The sequence below is a fragment of the Shinella sp. GW821-FHT11G07 genome, from assembly GCF_058808115.1.
The window spans coordinates 304,032-322,627 of the sequence record NZ_JBXARJ010000003.1 but is presented as its reverse complement, the minus strand read 5'-3'; the positions used below and the strand labels follow the sequence as shown (position 1 = coordinate 322,627).

16 protein-coding genes and 1 riboswitch are annotated in these 18,596 nt (G+C 64.2%); of the genes, 8 read left to right on the top strand and 8 right to left on the bottom strand.

The genetic code is table 11. The features are described 5' to 3' along the window. Position 1 precedes the first annotated feature (1 nt). The gene (locus tag AC1RT2_RS08020) at positions 2 to 1,432 is read right to left on the bottom strand and encodes an FAD-binding oxidoreductase (RefSeq protein WP_493100934.1); all 1,431 of its coding nucleotides are present in this window, start codon (positions 1,430 to 1,432) and stop codon (positions 2 to 4) included. A gap of 12 nt (positions 1,433 to 1,444) precedes the next feature. Further along, positions 1,445 to 2,419, bottom strand: a complete 975-nt coding sequence (locus AC1RT2_RS08015; RefSeq protein WP_493100932.1) for an L-threonylcarbamoyladenylate synthase — start codon at positions 2,417 to 2,419, stop codon at positions 1,445 to 1,447. 161 nt (positions 2,420 to 2,580) lie between these two features. Here AC1RT2_RS08015 and AC1RT2_RS08010 point away from each other — a divergent pair, with 161 nt between their 5' ends. Continuing rightward, entirely contained in the window at positions 2,581 to 3,639 is a 1,059-nt protein-coding gene (locus AC1RT2_RS08010; protein ID WP_493100930.1) for a diguanylate cyclase domain-containing protein, read from the top strand. Positions 3,640 to 3,687: 48 nt separating this feature from the next. Here the strand turns inward: AC1RT2_RS08010 and AC1RT2_RS08005 are convergent, their stop codons facing one another. Then, entirely contained in the window at positions 3,688 to 4,293 is a 606-nt protein-coding gene (locus tag AC1RT2_RS08005) for a DUF6656 family protein (RefSeq protein ID WP_493100928.1), read from the bottom strand. Between the two features lie 299 nt (positions 4,294 to 4,592). Beyond that, a riboswitch (cobalamin riboswitch) is annotated at positions 4,593 to 4,840 on the top strand. Positions 4,841 to 5,001: 161 nt separating this feature from the next. Between AC1RT2_RS08005 and AC1RT2_RS08000 the strand changes: the two genes are divergently transcribed. After that, the gene (locus tag AC1RT2_RS08000; protein WP_493100926.1) at positions 5,002 to 6,246 is read left to right on the top strand and encodes an aromatic ring-hydroxylating oxygenase subunit alpha; all 1,245 of its coding nucleotides are present in this window, start codon (positions 5,002 to 5,004) and stop codon (positions 6,244 to 6,246) included. Position 6,247: 1 nt separating this feature from the next. Beyond that, the gene (locus tag AC1RT2_RS07995; RefSeq protein WP_493100924.1) at positions 6,248 to 7,351 is read left to right on the top strand and encodes an FAD-binding oxidoreductase; all 1,104 of its coding nucleotides are present in this window, start codon (positions 6,248 to 6,250) and stop codon (positions 7,349 to 7,351) included. A gap of 15 nt (positions 7,352 to 7,366) precedes the next feature. Here the strand turns inward: AC1RT2_RS07995 and AC1RT2_RS07990 are convergent, their stop codons facing one another. Together AC1RT2_RS07990 and AC1RT2_RS07985 are read right to left on the bottom strand one after the other, a co-directional pair. Next, positions 7,367 to 8,020 carry a metallophosphoesterase family protein gene (locus tag AC1RT2_RS07990; protein ID WP_493100922.1) on the bottom strand — a complete coding sequence of 218 codons (654 nt, stop codon included), beginning with the start codon at positions 8,018 to 8,020 and terminating at the stop codon, positions 7,367 to 7,369. A 35-nt stretch (positions 8,021 to 8,055) separates the two neighbouring features. Continuing rightward, positions 8,056 to 9,147 carry a glycoside hydrolase family 25 protein gene (locus AC1RT2_RS07985; RefSeq protein WP_493100920.1) on the bottom strand — a complete coding sequence of 364 codons (1,092 nt, stop codon included), beginning with the start codon at positions 9,145 to 9,147 and terminating at the stop codon, positions 8,056 to 8,058. A gap of 194 nt (positions 9,148 to 9,341) precedes the next feature. Here AC1RT2_RS07985 and AC1RT2_RS07980 point away from each other — a divergent pair, with 194 nt between their 5' ends. The 4 genes from AC1RT2_RS07980 to mcpU all read left to right on the top strand — a co-directional run bounded on the left by AC1RT2_RS07980 (position 9,342) and on the right by mcpU (position 14,903). Next, positions 9,342 to 9,881 (top strand): BA14K family protein, encoded by a 540-nt coding sequence (locus AC1RT2_RS07980; RefSeq protein ID WP_493100918.1) that lies wholly within the window; start codon positions 9,342 to 9,344, stop codon positions 9,879 to 9,881. A gap of 190 nt (positions 9,882 to 10,071) precedes the next feature. After that, a complete protein-coding gene (locus tag AC1RT2_RS07975) occupies positions 10,072 to 11,844 on the top strand; it encodes an acyl-CoA dehydrogenase family protein (RefSeq protein ID WP_493100916.1) in 1,773 nt (590 codons plus the stop codon). 10 nt (positions 11,845 to 11,854) lie between these two features. After that, positions 11,855 to 12,610, top strand: a complete 756-nt coding sequence (locus tag AC1RT2_RS07970) for a crotonase/enoyl-CoA hydratase family protein (protein ID WP_493100914.1) — start codon at positions 11,855 to 11,857, stop codon at positions 12,608 to 12,610. Between the two features lie 199 nt (positions 12,611 to 12,809). Further along, the gene (gene mcpU, locus AC1RT2_RS07965) at positions 12,810 to 14,903 is read left to right on the top strand and encodes a methyl-accepting chemotaxis protein McpU (RefSeq protein WP_493100912.1); all 2,094 of its coding nucleotides are present in this window, start codon (positions 12,810 to 12,812) and stop codon (positions 14,901 to 14,903) included. Between the two features lie 64 nt (positions 14,904 to 14,967). On the opposite strand, the gene AC1RT2_RS07960 is transcribed toward mcpU, so the two are convergent. Then, the gene (locus AC1RT2_RS07960; protein ID WP_493100911.1) at positions 14,968 to 15,450 is read right to left on the bottom strand and encodes a RidA family protein; all 483 of its coding nucleotides are present in this window, start codon (positions 15,448 to 15,450) and stop codon (positions 14,968 to 14,970) included. A 189-nt stretch (positions 15,451 to 15,639) separates the two neighbouring features. Here AC1RT2_RS07960 and AC1RT2_RS07955 point away from each other — a divergent pair, with 189 nt between their 5' ends. Then, entirely contained in the window at positions 15,640 to 16,338 is a 699-nt protein-coding gene (locus tag AC1RT2_RS07955) for a TetR/AcrR family transcriptional regulator (protein ID WP_493100909.1), read from the top strand. 51 nt (positions 16,339 to 16,389) lie between these two features. Here AC1RT2_RS07955 and AC1RT2_RS07950 read toward each other — a convergent pair whose 3' ends face one another. Beyond that, the gene (locus AC1RT2_RS07950; protein WP_493100907.1) at positions 16,390 to 17,640 is read right to left on the bottom strand and encodes a class I SAM-dependent RNA methyltransferase; all 1,251 of its coding nucleotides are present in this window, start codon (positions 17,638 to 17,640) and stop codon (positions 16,390 to 16,392) included. After that, the gene (locus tag AC1RT2_RS07945; RefSeq protein ID WP_493100906.1) at positions 17,637 to 18,389 is read right to left on the bottom strand and encodes a TlyA family RNA methyltransferase; all 753 of its coding nucleotides are present in this window, start codon (positions 18,387 to 18,389) and stop codon (positions 17,637 to 17,639) included. The genes AC1RT2_RS07950 and AC1RT2_RS07945 overlap by 4 nt, the downstream gene beginning before the upstream one ends. Positions 18,390 to 18,596: the final 207 nt, after the last annotated feature.

The following is an 18,596-nucleotide window of genomic DNA, read 5'->3' as shown; positions in this document are numbered from 1 at the left end:
CTCAGACGTTGACGACCTTGCCGGGGTTCATGATGCCGGCAGGGTCGAAGGATCGCTTCACCCTTCGCATCAGGTCCATCTCGATCGGTGCGCGGACCTCCGCCAACTCGTCGCGCTTCAACTGGCCGATGCCATGCTCGGCGGAAATCGAGCCATTGTAGTTCAGGACGATGCCGTGCACGAGGTGGTTGATCTCGCGCCAGCGGTCAAGGAAGGCCTGTTTGTCAGCGCCGACGGGCTGCGAGATGTTGTAGTGGATATTGCCGTCGCCCATATGGCCGAACGAGCAGATGCGCGCACCCGGAATGGCGGCCATCACCGCGGCGTCCGCCTCCGCCATGAACGCCGGAATAGCCGAGACCGGCACGGAGACGTCGTGCTTGATCGAGCCGCCCTCCGGCTTCTGTGCCGGCGACATGCTTTCGCGCATGTGCCAGAGCGCCCGGCGCTGCTCTTCGCTGGAGGCGACCACCGCATTTTCGACAAGCCCCGCCTCGATGCCTTCGGACAGCAGCGCCTCCATCATGCGCGTTGCCGTCTCTGCGTCGTCGGAGGTGGAGATGTCGATGAGCACATACCAGTCGTGCCGGGTGGCGAGCGGATCGCGCACGCCCGGAATATGGCGCGTGGTGAAATCGACACCGAGGCGCGGCATCAGTTCGAAGCCGGTGAGGGCAGGGCCGCAACGGCTTGAGGCGCGCTCGAAGAGGGTGAGGGCATCCGCAACCGATTTCAAACCGGCAAAGGCGACCTCGTGACCAAGGGGCCGCGGGAAAAGCTTGAGCACCGCCCCGGTAATGATGCCGAGCGTGCCTTCCGCGCCGATGAAGAGATCGCGCAGGTCGTAGCCCGTATTGTCCTTCTTGAGGCGACGCAGCCCGTTCCACACCTCGCCGGTCGGCAGCACGACTTCGAGGCCGAGGCACAGCTGGCGCATATTGCCATAGGCGAGCACGGCAGTGCCCCCGGCATTGGTGGAAAGGTTGCCGCCGATCTGGCACGAGCCTTCCGAGCCGAGCGACAGCGGAAACAGCCGGTCGACCGCTTCGGCCGCCTTCTGGATGTCCGCCAGCACCGCGCCGCCATCCGCGACGATGACATTGCCGACCGGATCGACATCGCGGATGCGGTTGAGGCGGGAGAGCGACAGCACGACATCGGCTGCACCCTCGCGCGGCACGCTGCCGCCGACATGGCCGGTATTGCCGCCCTGCGGCACGATGGCCGTGCGGGTTTCGGTGGCGAGCGCCAGGATGGCCGAGACCTCTTCAACGGAACCGGGCCGCAGCACCAGTGGCGACGTGCCATGATAGAGCCCGCGGCTCTCGATGAGATAGGGGGCGATGTCCCGGTCTTCGGTGAGCGCATAGGTCTCGCCGGTAATGGCGGCGAAACGGGCGATCAGGTCGGGAGAAAGCGTTGCCTGGGCCATCACGTCTTCCTTTTAGCCGCGCGGGGCGGCCGCGCGCTGCAAACGGTCGTTGATCGCCTCGCCGAGGCCATCCGACGGGATCGGCGAAAACGCAATCGAGCCTGCGCCCGCCGCATCCGCCTGTTTCATATAGCCGAACAGATTGGCGGCGGCTTCCGCCAGATCACCGCTGGGGCTCAAGTCCAGCACGAGCGCAGCATCGGCCTCGCCGGGGAGTATCCTGCCGCCGAAGCGGATCAGCACCTCGCCCGGCCGTACGTCACGGGCATTCAGCCGCACCGGCGCGTCGGGCGCGTAATGCGAGGCGAGCATGCCCGGCGCTTCGATCGTGGCGCCCGCCGTGTCGTTGCGCAGCACCGGGCGGCCGGTGACGCGCTCCACCTCGACCGCATCCAGCCCGCCGGGCCTGAGCAGCCGGATCGTCTCGCCCTCGACCTTGAGGATGGTAGATTCAAGCCCAACCACAGCCGGCCCGGCATCGAGCACCAGCTCCAGCCGCGCGCCAAAATCCTCGGCAACATGCCGGGCGGTCGTTGGGCTGATACGGCCGGAGGTATTGGCGCTGGGGGCCGCCAGCGGCCGGCCGAAGGCGGCAAGCAACCGGCTGGAAAAACCCGTCGGCACGCGAATGCCGACCGTATCGAGCCCCGCGCGCGCCAGCGGGTGGATGGCGCTCTCCGGCCGGATCGGCAGAATGAGGGTCAGCGGGCCGGGCCAGAAGGCCTCTGCAATCTGTCGCGACAGCGGATCGAAGACGGCATGTTGCTCTGCCATGGCAAGATCGGCCATGTGGCAGATCAACGGATTGAAGCGCGGTCGCCCCTTCATCTCATAGATGCGGGTGATCGCCAGCGGATTGGTGGCATCGGCGGCAAGGCCATAGACCGTTTCCGTAGGGATTGCGACCGGCACGCCTCGGCTCAGCACCTCCGAGGCTCGCACCAGCGCCACCTCCGGTTCCGTCCGCGTATCGATGATGTAAGCCATGTCGCCCTTCCGTCGTTTCCGGCCTCCTTTACAGGGCTTTGGCGGCAAATGCCAAGGGCACAGGCGGATTGCTTAAAATTCGAATGATCGGGTTAGAAGGGTCGAAAGAGCGGCCTGCTATGGGTGAGGTGAACACTCCCGCACGCAGGTCCCCGCACCAGATGACTCACAAGAAATCCTCGACGACCGACATCGCCCTGCGCGTCGCAACGGCCATGAAGCAGATGGGCATCGATGGCCTGCCGCGCAACTACGAACTGGTCTACGAGGCCTATGCCGGCGCCAATCCGGATCTGGTGCGCGATTTCGTGGCGCTCGGCAAGTACAAGACCCAGGCCATGCTTGATGAACTCGGCCGGAAGTACCTGCCCCACCAGCATGAGGCCGGCGTGCTGCAACGCTCTGCCGGTGCGATCAGCGGCGAGATGAGCAATTTCATGGACCTTCTCAGCCAGGAGCGGACGTCGCTTTCCGACTACGGCCGGCTGATCGGCGAGGCCTCGCAGGTCATTCAAAAAGCGGGCGGGGTGGATATGCTCGGCGGTTCGCTCGAGGCCCTGCAGCGCGCGACCGAACAGCGCGTCAGCCACACGGCGGAAATGGCGGCAAAGGTCGCCGCGCAATCGGTCGTCATGGAAGGCATCCAGAAGGAGATGGCGGATTTCGAGGCGATGAAATTCATCGACCCGCCGACGAAACTCGGCAACCGCCGTGCCTTCAATAAGGCGCTCGCCCGCGTCTATGCCAATCCGGACTTGCCGATGCTCTGCGGTGTCGTCGTCGCCGAGGTCGATGCAGACCGCCGTTTCTCGCCGGCCCAGATCGAGGCCCTTTCGGACCATCTCGTCACCTTCTACGGCGGCCTCATCCGCCAGGCGTTCCCGGCCAACGATCTCGCCGTGCGCTTCGACGGCCTGCGCTTCGGCTTCCTGTTCCAGACGTCGGACGAGGGTGAGGTGACACGGCTGGTCGATCTGTTGCGCGCAGCGTTCCAGACGGTTGCGCTCCGCGATCCCCGTACCGGCCGCAATCTCGGCCACCTGACCTTGTCTGCCGGTGTGTGCATGTCGGACCGCGCCGACAGCGCGCTTGACCTCGCATCGGCCTGTGACCGGGCGCTCTTGGAGGCGAAGGGCGCCGGGGGTGATCTCGTCGTCGTCTACGGACGCGGCGACGAAGTGCCGGCGGGCAAGGAATGGATGCTGTACCGGGCGTCCTAGAGAAGTTCCGGCAAGGGTGCACAGCGGTTTTGCGTGCCGCGAAATGCTCTAAAGCGCGCGGATGATCTTGCGGAGTGCCTCGTTGCGGGCACCGAGCATCAGCACGTTCTTCATGGCAAGCTTCGGGTCGTCGGTGCGGAAGATCACGCCGTTGCCGCGCACCTTACGGTCGATGGTGAGGCGGCCTTCCTCTTCCGTCGGGGTGATCGCGATGGCGAAATACATGCGGCCGGGCTTCTTCGAAATGCCGGCGAAGAACTGTTCCCCGTCGCCGATCTCGGCACGGAAATTGGTCATGTAGAAGGCCCATTGCACGTTCGGGAATTCCGCAAAGCGGGAATTGGCCACCGTGATGTGGCAGTAGCCTAGATGCGGCGTCTCGGCCAGCGTACGGTGGAAGATCAGCTTGGGAAACTGGATCGTCTCATGAAAGCCGTTGATACGGTCATGCGTGACGCTGCCCGCCCGCTCCAGCTTGCGGCCGGTGCGCTCGGCCACTTCCGGATAGGAGAGGTAACGCTTCTCGCTCGGGCTCCAGTTGACGTCGCGGTCGATACGGCCGGTCCGGAGAAATTGCGTGTGTACGGCTGCTTTCGGCGGGTTCGCACGCTTGTAGGCAACGGCGTCGTAATATCGAAATTTCGTCTGCTGCACGTGGCGGCACTCCATCCTCGCGCCCTGATCGCAGACGAGTTTAGGAAAACGTCGTTAAGCAATCCTTGCTGTCGCACTCCCAATTCCTGTCCCGGCAACATCGTGGTCGCAATATGACAAGCGTGTGATGCTTGGCCACAGCATCGCCATTGTCGAGGCAATGCGCCGAAAAATTAGGCATATCGCTTTGGTATGACTGGAGAAAGTTACCCCGCCACGCCCTGGCTCTTCTGGAAACAGCTGTCGTCAAATCAGGAGGCCATGTCGTTTTCCGACATGTTGCGCGACGATTCTTGCGTTTAGATAGGAACACTCAAGGTGCCATTCCTCAGGGAGGGTGGAGAATTGGGAAGCCGGTTGAATTCCGGCGCTGCCCCCGCAACGGTGTTGGAGCAAGGTGCAGCAGAAGCCACTGGACGGGAGGTCTGGGAAGGCGCTGCACTGGTTCGGAAGGCATGACCCCGAAAGGTTTTCGACTTTTTGGACGCGGTCATGCCCGACAAGAACACTCCTCAGCCCGGAAACCAGCCTGGAGAAACGATCGTGACTGGCTGCGGCGGGCGGCCGGGAAGCGTGCACTCCGTGCGGCTTGCCGCCTGGATGCCGTCTCCTTCCGTGCGCCTCATCCGAAAGCAGTTCCAGGAAAAGTGTGAAGCGGTTTTCCGTTCGGAATTGCGTGGCAATAATTTGGATATCTGAGGATCCAGCATGGACATTCGCAGCGACGTGCTCCGCAAGCTCAAGAACCGGCGCGACGGCTACAGCCTCGAGCAGGCCTTCTATATCGACCAAGACCACTACAAGCTCGACCTGGAGACGATCTGGTACCGCGACTGGCTGTTCATCGGCCATGACTGCGAGATTCCCAAGGCCGGCAACTATTTCACCGTGCAGGTCGGCGACTATCCCGTCGTCGTCACCCGCGACCGCTCGGGCACGGTGCGCGCGCTGCACAATTCCTGCCGCCACCGCGGCTCGCGGGTGTGCACGCAGAACAAGGGTTCGTCTGCCAAGCTCGTCTGTCCCTATCACCAGTGGACCTACGAACTGGACGGTTCGCTGCTCTTCGCCCGCCACATGGCGGAGGATTTCGACAGGACGCAGCACAGCCTGAAGCGCATGCATTGCGAGACCGTCGGCGGCTACATCTTCATCTGCCTTGCCGATGAGGCTCCGGATTTTGCGCCGTTCCGCGCCATGGTCGAGCCCTATCTCGCCCGTCACCGCCTCGGGGAGACCAAGGTCGCCTTCGAAAGCACGATCATCGAAAAGGGCAACTGGAAGCTCGTCTGGGAAAACAACCGCGAGTGCTATCACTGTGCCGCCAACCATCCGGAACTCTGCCGCACCTATCCGGAAGCGCCGAGCGCCACCGGCGTGCAGGGCGCCAAGGATGATCCCGTGATCGCCGAGCATTGGGCGAAGTGCGAGACTGCCGGCCTGCCGAGCGAATTCCGCATGTCGCCGACCGGCCAGTTCCGCGCCGCCCGCATGCCGCTCATCCAGGATGCCGAGAGCTATACCATGTCGGGCGCGCGCGCCGTTGCACGTCCGCTGTCGAGCGACGTGCCGGAAAGCCATATCGGCACGCTGCTGCTCTTCCACTACCCGACGACGTGGAACCATGTGCTGGCCGACCACGCCATCACCTTCCGCGTGCTGCCGCTCGGCCCGGAACTGACGCAGGTCACCACCAAATGGCTGGTCAACAAGGATGCCGTGGAAGGCGTCGACTATCGTCTCGACGAACTCACCCATGTCTGGACCGAGACCAACGACCAAGACCGCCGGATCGTCGAGGAAAATGCCTTCGGCATCCGCTCGCCGGCCTACCAGCCCGGACCTTATTCGCCGGAAGATGAAGGTGGCGTCATGCAGTTCGTCGAGTGGTACGCCAATTTCATGATCGAACGGCTCGACGGCGCCAAGCAGCCGCTGCCGCGGGTGGCGTGAGATGACGATCGCCAGCCATTTCCGCCATTTCGACGAGCTCAATCCCTGGCACGATCGCCACAACCTTCTCGAATGCGTCGCCGCGACCGTCGAGACGACGGATGTGATGACCTTCACCTTCCGTTCGGATCGGGACAACTGGTTCCGGTACCTGCCGGGCCAGTTCGTCACTCTGGAGTTGCCCGTCTCCGAAGACGAGCCGGTGATGCGCACCTACACGCTGTCCTCGACGCCCTCGCGCCCCTTCTCCGTCGCCGTGACGGTGAAGGCGCAAAAGAATTCGATCGGCACGCGGTGGATGTTCGATCATCTGAAGCCGGGCATGAAGCTGAAGGCCTTCGGACCGCTCGGCGACTTTTCCTTCGTGCGCTATCCCGCCGAAAAGTACCTCTTCATCTCGGCCGGCTCCGGCGTCACGCCAATGATGTCGATGACCCGCTGGATGTCGGATTGCGCACCGCAGTCGGACGTAGCCTTCGTCACCTGCGCGCGCAGGCCGGACGACCTGCTGTTCAAGGCGGAACTTGAATGTCTGGCGGCCCATATGCCGAACCTGGCACTCGGTTTCGTCGTCGAGGGCCACAATCCGCGCGATGGCTGGCATGGCCTGCGCGGCCGGATCGACGCGGCGCGTCTGTCGCTGCTGGCACCAGACTTCCGCGACCGCACCGTCTTTTGCTGCGGCCCGGAACCGTTCATGCGCGGCGTCAGGGATATGCTGAAGGTCTGCGGCTTCAACATGGAGCGCTACCACGAGGAGAGCTTCCAGCCGGCTGCAGCGCCGGCACCAGAGGAGATCGCCATTCGTGCCGGCGCCGGCGAGATCGAGGTCGATGCCAATGCGGTGGCCACCATCTCCTTCACCATGGCCGGCAAGGAAGGCAAATGCCCGCCCGGCCAGACGATCCTGCAGACGGCGCGCGCCGCCGGCGTGCGCATCGGCGCGGCCTGCGAGGGCGGCCTGTGCGGCACCTGCCGTGTCCTGAAGATTTCCGGCGACGTGGACATGCGCCACAATGGCGGCATTCTCGACGACGAGATCGAGGAGGGCTACATCCTCGCCTGCTGCTCGCGGCCGATCGGGGATGTGTCGATCGAGGCGTGACGGTCGGTATTCGACCTATCCATCGTCGGTGGCCGCGACTTCGATGAAGTCGATCGGTGCACCGGCGATGTTGTCGTCGAAAACTGCACAGACGAGCTTGCCGCCGAACACGCAGGCGCCATCGACATTCGTGCGATTGCCAACGGTCTGGGGATTGGATTTCGACGGCGTGTGTCCGTGTACCAGGTGCTTGCCCCAATAGTCTTCTGGCTCATCGGATCGAAACCGTAGCCACAGCAGGTCGCGCCTGCTTTGCCGATCCAGCGGGAAGGCGGGGGATACGCCGGCATGGACGAACAGCCTGTGCGCGTCGACATGCATGAGCGGCAGCTTTGCCGCCCAGTCGAGACAGGCGGCCGGCACCTTGCCGCCGAACGACATTTCGGTTTCAAGGCCGCCATTGTCGAGCCACCAGTCGCGGTCGCTGCGCCCGTCATAGGCCCCGCACATCATGTCCTCATGGTTGCCCATCAGGCATATCCACCGGAAATTGGCGGAGGGGCCGGCCATCAGCCGGTCGAGCACCGCACTGCTGTCCGGCCCGCGATCGATATAGTCACCGAGAAAGACCACCGTGCCCGACGCGGCATAGGCGTCGATCCGGGCGAGCAGCCTGTTCAGCGGATCGATACAGCCGTGAATGTCGCCAACAGCGAACGTATAGCTCATTCGGACACTGCTCTTGCGGGGCTGTGGGCTGGCCCTCAGAAATCCTGGTAGTTCATCGGTGTAACCTCTACCACGCGAGGCCCGAGCAGGGTGGTCGTGGTGCCGTTCGCCATGATGCCGGCGCGAACCTCTGCGCTGACCGCCACCGGAAACGGCGTCTTGCCGCCGGCGAGCGTGACGATGCCGGCCGTCTGGGCGGCCGTGCCGACAGAGGCGGTCGCTTCGGCCGTGGCGTTGAGTGCGCCGCCCGCCGGGATGGACGCGGTGAGCATCTCATCCAGCGGCTCGAAGGGCTTTTCCGGCAGCAGGGCACCGAACGTCCAGGCCTTTTGCAGCTCTGCCCTGGTCATCGGCGCGACGTTGACGTCGATGTCGTTTTCCGCCCCCTTGACGCGATAGGGGCAGCGGCGCTTGGAGCAGTTCGCGGCGGCGGAGAACTGCCAAAGCGCATAGTTGTCCCAGTTGCCCATCGGGAACGCGCCCTCGATGCCCGGCTTGTAGCGGGCATACCAGAGCGGCAGGCGAGAGAGGATGCGGTATGTGTCGCGGTTGAGCGCGATGTACCGGGCGGTGGAATGGTTGGTATAGAGCACCGGGTAGCGGCCGGTGCGCGTCTTCACATGGCCGGCAAAGATCTGCGCATCCTCGAGCGACATGTAATTGTCGGGATCGATGCCCTCGATGTCGAGCACCATCATCTCGTCGTCCTGCGGCTTGGCATAGTCGAGGAAATGATTGGCCTGGTCGATCGGGTTGCCGGGGCGGGCAAGGTGATAGGCGCCCCACAGCAGCCCTTTGGCGCGGGCAAGCAGGCGGCGTGTTTCGTAGAGTTCGCGGCTCACGGCATATTTGCGCCACATGGTCTTGCAGTGCGCCACCGTGTCGCCGCTATGCTCGCCCTTGCAGCTATAGCTCTCCGGCAGGCCGTCGGAGGCTTTCGAGATGAAACCGGCGATGCGCTTGTCGGACAGCATCTCTGACCAGTCGATCTCGTTCAGCTCGTAGGCGTCGATGACGATGGCGTTTTCCGGCGTCTTCCACGGTTCCACATCCGCTGCCTTGGCGGGAAAAGACAGGGCCGCCACCGTCATGAGGGCGGCCAGCCCGGAAAGATGCTTGGGGTTCATGGACGCTCCTGTTCGATCCTCACGCCTCCGCAAGCGAGCATGGTGCGACAGACATGGTTAATGGAGCGCTAATGCTGGCAGGCCATTGACGTGCGGCAGGGGCGAGCACATATGGAACGAAAGGGACTACAGTGCGTTTCTCGTTCAAATTGCCATTCGAGCAAGCGTCGAAAGGCACTGCCAGGAGAAAGACGATGAAGTTAGTCAGCAAAGTTTTCGCTGTCGCGATGTCGGCGCTGTTTGCCGCAACGCCGGTCACGCCTGTAAACGCGATGCCGCTTGCCGGCTCCATCAGCCAGCAGGCCAAAGCGACGAGTGAAAGTAATATACAGTTGGTTCGCGAAAGCACCTCCCCGTTGGTAAAGCGTAGAATCTGGCGCGATTCGAGAAGGTCCTATCGCAACGATGGCTGGCGCTCCGAGCGTCGCTGGCGCCATCGAGACCGTGATGTCGGCTGGCGTGACCGCGGCGATCGTCGTGGCTGGTACGGGGGCCATCGCGGATACCGTTACCAGCGGCGCGGCTACCGCTATCATGATGGTTATTGGTTCCCGCTCGCAGCGTTTGGCGCCGGTGCCATTATCGGTGGCGCGATTGCCAACGACCGCGGTTATGTCGGCGGCGGTTCGCATGTGAACTGGTGCGCCAATCGCTATCGTTCCTATCGCGCATACGACAACACGTTCCAGCCTTACAATGGCCCGCGCCAGCAGTGCATTTCGCCGTATAGCTGATGGGCTTGCATAAATGTGCCGGATTGCCCCGGCATAGCAAACAGGTCGACCGGTTCACCAACCGGCCGGCCTTTTTGCATTTCAGGCTTTGGTCTGTATTATTGACGTTTACGTAAAAATCAATAATCTGTCCGCCAGCAAATCGCCGTGCCCGCTTGTTCGGGGAGGGCGCATGGGGAGGAGGATAGAGATGTACAAGGCGCCGGTCGAGGAGATTGCGTTCACGCTGAAACACGTCGCGGGGCTGACGCCGGCGCTTGACGGGGGCCATCTCGGCGACCTCAGCGACGACCTCGTCGATGCCATCCTGTCAGAAGCCGGCCGGTTCGCGACCGAGGAAGTCGCGCCGCTCGCGGCGATCGGTGACACGCAAGGTGCGCGTTTCGTCGATGGCAAGGTCTCCATGCCAGATGGCTGGCCGTCGCTCTACAAGGCCTGGGCGGAAGGCGGCTGGAACTCGCTGACGGCCTCGCCGGATTTTGGCGGCCAGGGCCTGCCGCACATGCTGCATGTCGCAGCACTTGAGATGTGGAACAGCGGCTCGATGGCCTTCGCGATCGGCCCGACGCTGACGATCGGCGCGATCGAGGCGCTGACGGCGCACGGTTCCGACCACCTCAAGAGCACCTACCTGCCCAAAATGGTCTCCGGCGAATGGATGGGTTCGATGAACCTCACCGAACCGCATGCCGGCTCGGATCTTGGCGTCATGAAGACCCGTGCCGAACGCCGCGACGACGGCACTTACCGTCTCTTTGGCCAGAAGATCTTCATCACCTACGGCGAACACGATTTTACCGACAACATCGTGCATCTGGTGCTGGCCCGACTGCCGGATGCGCCGGCCGGCACGCGCGGCATCTCGTTGTTCCTCGTGCCGAAATTCCTCGTGAACGAAGACGGTTCGCTGGGGCCTCGCAACGATGCGCATTGCCATTCCATCGAACACAAGCTCGGCATTCACGGTTCGCCGACCTGCACGATGATCTACGGCGACGGCCGCTTCGGCGACGAGCCCGGCGCCATCGGCTGGCTGATCGGTGAGGAGAACCGCGGCCTCGCCTGCATGTTCACCATGATGAACAACGCCCGCCTTGCAGTCGGCATGCAGGGCGTGGCGATTGCCGAAGCCGCGACGCAGAAGGCGATCGCCTATGCCAAGGAGCGCACGCAGGGCAAGGCGCCCGGCTGGCAGGGGTCCGGCATGAGCCCGATCATCGAGCACCCGGACGTCGCTCGCATGCTGCTGACCATGAAGGTGCTGACCCAGGGCGCGCGGGCCATCACCTATGCCTGCGCCCACGCCGTCGATCTGTCGCATGGCGATGATGCAAAACACTGGGGCGACCGCGCCAGCCTGCTCACCCCCATCGCGAAAAGTTTTGCCACGGATGCCGGCGTCGATGTCTCCTCACTCGGCGTGCAGGTGCATGGCGGCATGGGTTTCATCGAGGAGACGGGTGCCGCCCGCCTCTATCGCGACGCCCGTATCGCGCCGATCTACGAGGGCACGAACGGCATCCAGGCCATCGACCTCGTGACCCGCAAGCTGCCGCTCGCCGAGGGTAGCCACATCCGCGGCTTCATCGCCGAACTGCGCGACATTGCAGCCAGGGCCCGCGCGGCGAACACGCCTGAACTCGGCGACACCGGTGCGCGCCTGGAAGCCAGCATCGCGGACCTCGAAGCCGCCACCGAATGGCTGCTTGCCACACTCGCCGAGGGCAAGCAGGCCGAAGCGCTGGCCGGCGCCACGCCGTATCAACGGCTCTTCGGTCTGGTGCTGACCGGCGCCTATCTCGCCAAGGGTGCGCTGGCCGATGGCGGCGACGGTCGCAATTCGGAACGCGCAGTTCTCTGCCGCTTTGCTGCGGAAAATGTCATCGGGGAAACGGTCGCGCTCAAGGACCGTGTCATGAGTGGTGCCGCGAGTCTTGCGGCGGCGCGTGCGGTTCTGGGCTGAAGGAAAAAGCATGACCGACCATATTCTGATCGAGCGCCCGGAAAATGCTCCCGGTGTGCAGGTAATCCGCCTCAACCGCGTGGAAAAGAAGAATGCCATCACACGCGCCATGTACCAGGCGATGACGGACGCGCTGAGGGCGGGTGACGCGGATGAAAGCGTGCGCGCCACCGTCTTCCTCGGCTCGGAAGGCTGCTTTTCCGCCGGCAACGACCTCAACGATTTCATGGCGTTTGCCATGGGCGGCACGATGGGCCGCGAGGTCATCGACTTTCTCCACGCGCTTGCCGCCCATACGAAGCCGCTCGTCTCCGGCGTCGATGGCCTGGCGATCGGTATCGGCACGACGATCCATCTGCATTGCGACCTGACCTACGCCTCGATCCGCACGGAATTCCGCACGCCCTTTGTCGATCTGGCGCTGGTGCCGGAAGCGGCCTCCAGCCTGCTTGCGCCACGCCTGATGGGTCACCAGCGCGCCTTCGCACTGCTTGCTGCGGGTGACGGTTTTTCCGCGACGGCCGCGCGTGATGCCGGGCTCATCTACGCCGTCGTCGAGCCGGCCGCGGTGGAAGAGCAGGCGCTGGCGGCCGCAAAGCGCTTGGCCGCCAAGCCCCCGCAGGCGCTCGCCATCGCGCGAAACCTCATCCGTGGCGACCGGGCCGGCATTGCCGCCCGGATCGACGAGGAGGCGGGGCACTTCGCGGCACAGCTGAAGAGCCCGGAAGCCCGCGCCGCCTTCGAGGCCTTCATGGCACGGCGCTGACGGTGCATCCGGCAAGCCGCTTGCGATTTGTGGTCTGTCAATTTTAACAGGCTCTTAAACACGTTTTCCTATGGTGCGGGCACTCTCCGGCGTCCTGCCGGCGGCCGCATGATGCGTCCGATCCTCGCCCTCCGGCATGCCGTTCAGCATCGCGTTACCGCCCTTTGGCGGAGCGCGCCCCGAAGGAACATCGCGCCCCATGTCCAAGCGCTCCAATCTGATGACGCGCATCCTCGTCGTCGCGTCTCTCGTCGTCATTGCCGCCTTTACCGGCTTCTCCGTCTATATCGATAGCCTGCAGCGCAGCGTGCTGACGAACTCGGTCGAGGAAAGCATCGACAGTTCCGGGAAGCAGGCGGCCCAAAGCATTGCCAACTGGCTGAACGCCCACGTGATGTTGACCGAAACGGCGGCGAACGCCGCAGGCAAGGCCGCTGACCCGGCCGGCATCACGGTTGTGCTCCAGAACGACGTGCTGGTCGGCCAGTTCATGACCACCTATGTCGGCGACGAGGCCGGCACCTTCACCATGTGGCCGCAGTCGGCGATGCCGGAAGGGTACGATCCGCGCCAGCGCCCCTGGTATCAGGATGCCGTGAAGGCGAATGGCAGCGTGCTCACCGAGCCCTATGTCGACGCCTCCACCAACGAGCTGATCATCAGTGCCGCCACGCCCGTCAAACAGGACGGCAAGGTGCTCGGTGTCGCCGGCAGCGACTTTTCGCTGAAATCCCTCGTCGAGATGGTCAATTCGGTCGATCTCGGCGGCATGGGCTTCGCCTTCCTCGTCAACAAGGATGGCCAGGTCCTCGTGCACCAGGACAAGGCGCTCGTCACCAAGACGCTCGCCGACGCCTTCCCGGAGGCGACGCCGGCCATCGGTGGCGGCATTGCGCACACGACCTATGCCGGCAAGCCGGTGCTCGTCTCCTTCGTGCCGGTCACCGGCCTGCCGTCGGTGGAATGGTATCTCGGTTTCACCATCGACAGCGGCATGGCGTTCGCGGCCATCGACCAGTTCCGTATCGCCGCGACGATCGCCACCGTGCTCGCCGTCATCGTCATGATGGGCTTCCTTGCCACCGTGCTGTCGCGCCTCGTCGTGCGCCCGGTCAAGGACATGACCGGCGCCATGGACAAGCTCGCCGCCGGTGACGTGCGCACGGAAATCCCCGGCCAGGACCGCACCGACGAGATCGGCCGCATGGCGGCCGCCGTCGCCGTGTTCCGCGACAACGCCATTGAGCGCACGCGCCTCGAAAACGCCGCCGAGGAGGGCCGCGTGCTGTCCGAAAGCGAGCGCCGCGAGCGCGAAGCCGCCAAGGCCCGCGAAGCTGCCGAAATCCATCACGCCGTCGAGGCGCTGGCCGATGGCCTGGGTCGACTTGCCGAGGGTGATCTCGCCCACCGCATCGATGCCCCCTTTGCCGGCCATCTCGATCGCCTGCGCACCGACTTCAACCACTCCGTCACCAAGCTGCACACGGCGATGACGACGGTCGGCCAGAACGCCCGCGCCATCGACGCCGGCGCCATGGAAATCCGCACGGCCGCCGACGACCTCGCCCGCCGCACGGAGCAGCAGGCCGCCTCCGTCGAGGAGACCGCCGCCGCGCTGGAGGAGATCACCACAACCGTGAAGGATTCCACCCGTCGCGCGGAAGAGGTCGGTTCGCTGGTCTCGCGCACCCGCACCGGTGCCGAAAAGTCGGGTGAGGTGGTGCGCCGCGCCGTCTCGGCCATGCAGGGCATCGAAAGATCCTCGAGCGAGATCACCAACATCATCGGCGTGATCGACGACATCGCCTTCCAGACCAACCTCTTGGCCCTGAATGCCGGCGTGGAAGCGGCGCGTGCCGGTGAGGCCGGCAAGGGCTTTGCCGTCGTGGCGCAGGAAGTGCGCGAACTCGCGCAGCGCTCGGCCAATGCGGCGAAGGAGATCAAGGCGCTGATCACCACGTCGGGCGAACAGGTGCGCTCCGGCGTGTCGCTGGTCGACGAGACGGGTGCAGCACTCGAAGCCATCGTACGCGAGGTGCAGGAGATCAACGGCCACGTCAACGCCATCGTCCTGGCCGCCCGCGAGCAATCGACGGGTCTCCAGGAGATCAACACCGCCGTCAACACGATGGACCAGGGCACGCAGCAGAACGCCGCCATGGTGGAGGAACAGACCGCCGCCAGCCACGGCCTTGCCGCCGAGGCCGCAGCCCTCAACGCGCTGCTGGCGCAGTTCCGGCTCGGCCAGGGTGGCGCAACCTACGCCGCCAACCCGGTGCGCCGGGCGGCATGATTGGCTGAATCTCACAAACAAAGGCCCGGGAGCGATCCCGGGCCTTTGTTCATTGCGGAAGGCTTTACTCCAGGACGACGACGGCCTCGACCTCGAAGAGCATGGGGTCGATCGCAAGTTTGGGAACGGGGATCAGTGTCTGTGCTGGCAGCGCCGCACCGAACATCTCCTTGACGTTTCTGGTCAGCACCTCAAGCTTGGACATGTCGTGATCGACGACAAAGACCGTGAGCTTGGCGACCTGATCCGGCTTTGCGCCCAGCGCGTCGAGGGCAGTGCGCAGGTTCGCGTAGGCCTGCTGAACCTGGACGGCAAAGTCCGGCGACAAAGCGCCGGTGCTGTCCTGGCCGCCCTGTCCTGAAATATAGGCGATCCGGGCGTTGCCGGGCACGATCACCGCCGTGCTGTAGCCATTCGGCGTCGGATCGTAGAGGTTTTGCGGATTGACGATGGTCAGCTTGAGATCACTCGCTGTCGCCGTCGTGGAAACGCCCGTGGTCATGATGAGTAGCCCTCCGATAAGCAAATGCCTGATTGTGCGTGACATGTTTTTTCCTGGCTCCGGGGGCTATGAGCAACGGTATCTCGTGGCCGGCCGGGTTGATTGAACGCATTTCCAAATTTTCTCGTACGATGTACGATTAAATTGCATCGTACATCGTACGAGTCAATCGCTCGGAATCGACATTCGATTCTTGTCGGCTTAAATCGATGGTCTGATCAGCAGGAAAGTCGGATGACAACCAAACGCAGCGGCGCTCGGGGCAAGGGATCTCAACCGGCAGAGGCGGCACCGCAGCCCGCGCAGGAACCGCGCACCGAACCGCCTCTCTCCCTGGACCGGATCGTGGCGACCGCGGTCGACCTGCTGGACGCCGAAGGCATCGAGGGCTTGAAAATGCGCCGCCTGGCCGATCGCCTCGGCGCAGGCGCGATGAGCCTCTATTGGCACGTCGACAACAAGGAGAAGGTCTTCGATCTGGCGCTCGATTCGGTGCTGGATTATCGCGGGCCGGCGCAACTGGCCGACACACAAGACTGGCGCGGCGATGTCGTTCACATGCTGGAAGACTGGCGCGCCAGCATGCTGCGCCATCCCTGGTCGGCATCGCTGCTGCCGCGCCGGGCACTTGGCCCGAACATCCTCGCTCGGCTGGAATTGCTGAGCAAAGCCTTGTCCGCAGCCGGTGTCGCGGAGACAGACCTGAACGCCGCGATATGGTCGCTCTGGAACTATGTGATGGGGGCCACCATCACCCGGGCGAGCTTCAACCTCTCTGACGACGACAAGGCCGCCGCGCAGCAGCGCCTGACACGTCTCGGGGAACAGTACCCGACGATCGAACGCTCGCGTCTGCTATTGGATAACGATTGGGACGGCGCTTTCCGAAAAGGCCTCGACTTCCTGCTCGACGGCCTCGCTGCAAGGCCGTGAGCGGGCTTCCGCTGGGGTGCGACGTGCACAATGGAACGGCAGAATGCGTGGTTACTTCTGCAGCACCGCCACGGCCTCGACATGGGCCGACCAGAGGAACTGGTCGATTGGCGTCACGATACGAATGCGGTAGCCGGCGGCCGTCAGGATCGCGAGGTCGCGGGCAAGGCTGACGGGATTGCACGAGACGGCGACGATGGTCTTCACGCCGGACCGGGCGAGTTCCTTGCATTGATCTTCCGCCCCCGCGCGCGGCGGATCGAACACGACGGCGTCGTAGACCTTCAGTTCGGACGCCATCAGCGGTCGGCGGAAGAGGTCGCGCCTTTCCACCGTCACGGGCTTCAGGCCCTGCGTGTTGCGGGCAGCATGATCCAGCGCCTTCAGCGCCTTTTCCTCGCCTTCCACCGCATGCACCTTGGCCTGCCGGGCGATGCGCAAGGCAAACGTGCCGGCGCCGGCGAACAGGTCGGCAACGCGCTTGGCCTTACCGAGAGCCACCAGCACCAACTCGGACATGGCATCCTCGGCGGGCTTCGTCGCCTGCGTGAAACCGCCGGCGGGCGGCGAGACGCGCACTCCGGCGAAATCGATCTCCGGTTTCTGGGGCTCAATGAGGATTTCACCGTCGCTGGAAACGCGCGCGATGCTGCGCAGCGAGAGCACGCATTCGGTGACGGCGCGGCGCTCCTTGTCTCCCACCTTCTTCACGCCTTCGAAGGCGAGATCGAGGCCGGGGGCGGTTTCGAGCACGGTCACGCGGAACGGCTCGGCCGAGGTCGCGATGGCGCCGGCGACCCGGCGGATGGCCTCGAGCTGGGAGATGATGCCGTCACTGCTGATCGGACAGTGGTCGATGGAGACGATATGGTGGCTGCCGGCCTGGTTGAAGCCGAGCAGCACGCCTTTTTCCGTCTTGCGCGCGGTGAAGACGACGCGGCGGCGTTCGCCCGGGCGGGCAATGACCAGCGGCGCCACTTCCGGTGTCAGGCCCTTCGGCTTGAGGGCCTGCACGACGAGGTTACGCTTGAAATCGTGATAGAGCGCATCGCCCGCATGCTGCAAGGTGCAGCCGCCGCAGGTGCCGTTCTTTCCATCAGGTCCGAAATGCACGCAGGGCGGCTCGACCCGTTCTGGCGAGGCGACCGACATGGACATGACGGTGCCATGGTTCTTCGCGCGTGCGACGGCGACCGTCTCGCCGGGCAGGGTGAAGGGCACGTAGACCGGGCCGTCCGCCGTCTCGGCAATGCCGTCACCGCCACTGCCGAGGCGGGCGATGGTGAGCGTCTCCGCCGTCATGGCTTGCGGCCTCCGAGAAGGAACTCGACATTGCCGTCGCCACCGGTAATGGGCGAGGGGATTAGACCGAGGCTCTGCCAGCCCATGTCTTCCGTGAGCCAGCGTTCCAGCTCGGCTGCAACCGCAGGCGCGCTTTCAGGATCCTTGAGGAGCCCCGCCTTGCTGATCGCCTCGCGGCCCGCTTCAAACTGCGGCTTGACGAGCAGCACGCAGAAGGCGCCCGGTTCGGCAAAGGTCAGGGCCGGCGGCAGCGCCAGCTTCAGCGAGATGAAGGAAACGTCCGAGACGACCGCGCCGATGGTGCGGCCTTCGAGATCGTCCTCGTCGAGCACGCGCGCGTTCAGGCCTTCGTAATTGGTGATGCGCTCGTCCGCCCTCAGTCGCGGGTGAAGCTGGTCATGGCCGACATCGACCGCGATGACATGCGCAGCACCCCGCTCCAGCAGGATATCCGTGAAGCCGCCCGTCGAGGCGCCGATGTCGAGACAGTCGAGGCCGGTGGGATCGAGCCCGAATTCGTCGAGCGCAGCCTTCAGCTTCAGCGCCGCGCGCGAGACATAGGCCTGGGCGGGATCGTCGATCTCGATGACGGCGGAGGCGGGGAAGGTGGAGCTCGGCTTGGTGACGACGCGGCCGTTGACGCGCACGGTACCGCGCGAAATTGCATCGCGCGCCCGCGAACGGCTGGCAACGAGGCCGGCATTCAGCAGGAGCTGGTCGAGGCGGATGGTTTCTACAGGTTGGGACATTGCCTCTCATGACGCCTTGCGCCGCGGGTGGCAAGCCCCGTCCGGCGCATTCCACCTCACATGATTCGTTGAGGGCGGGCGGAAACACAAGAAGCGGCAATCCTACATTCACGTTTCCTTAAATTATAACGATCAGGATTCATTAAGCATATACTGGCATGAGGCCGGTGCCTGGCCCCATGCGACGGGGACTTTTCGAACATTTTT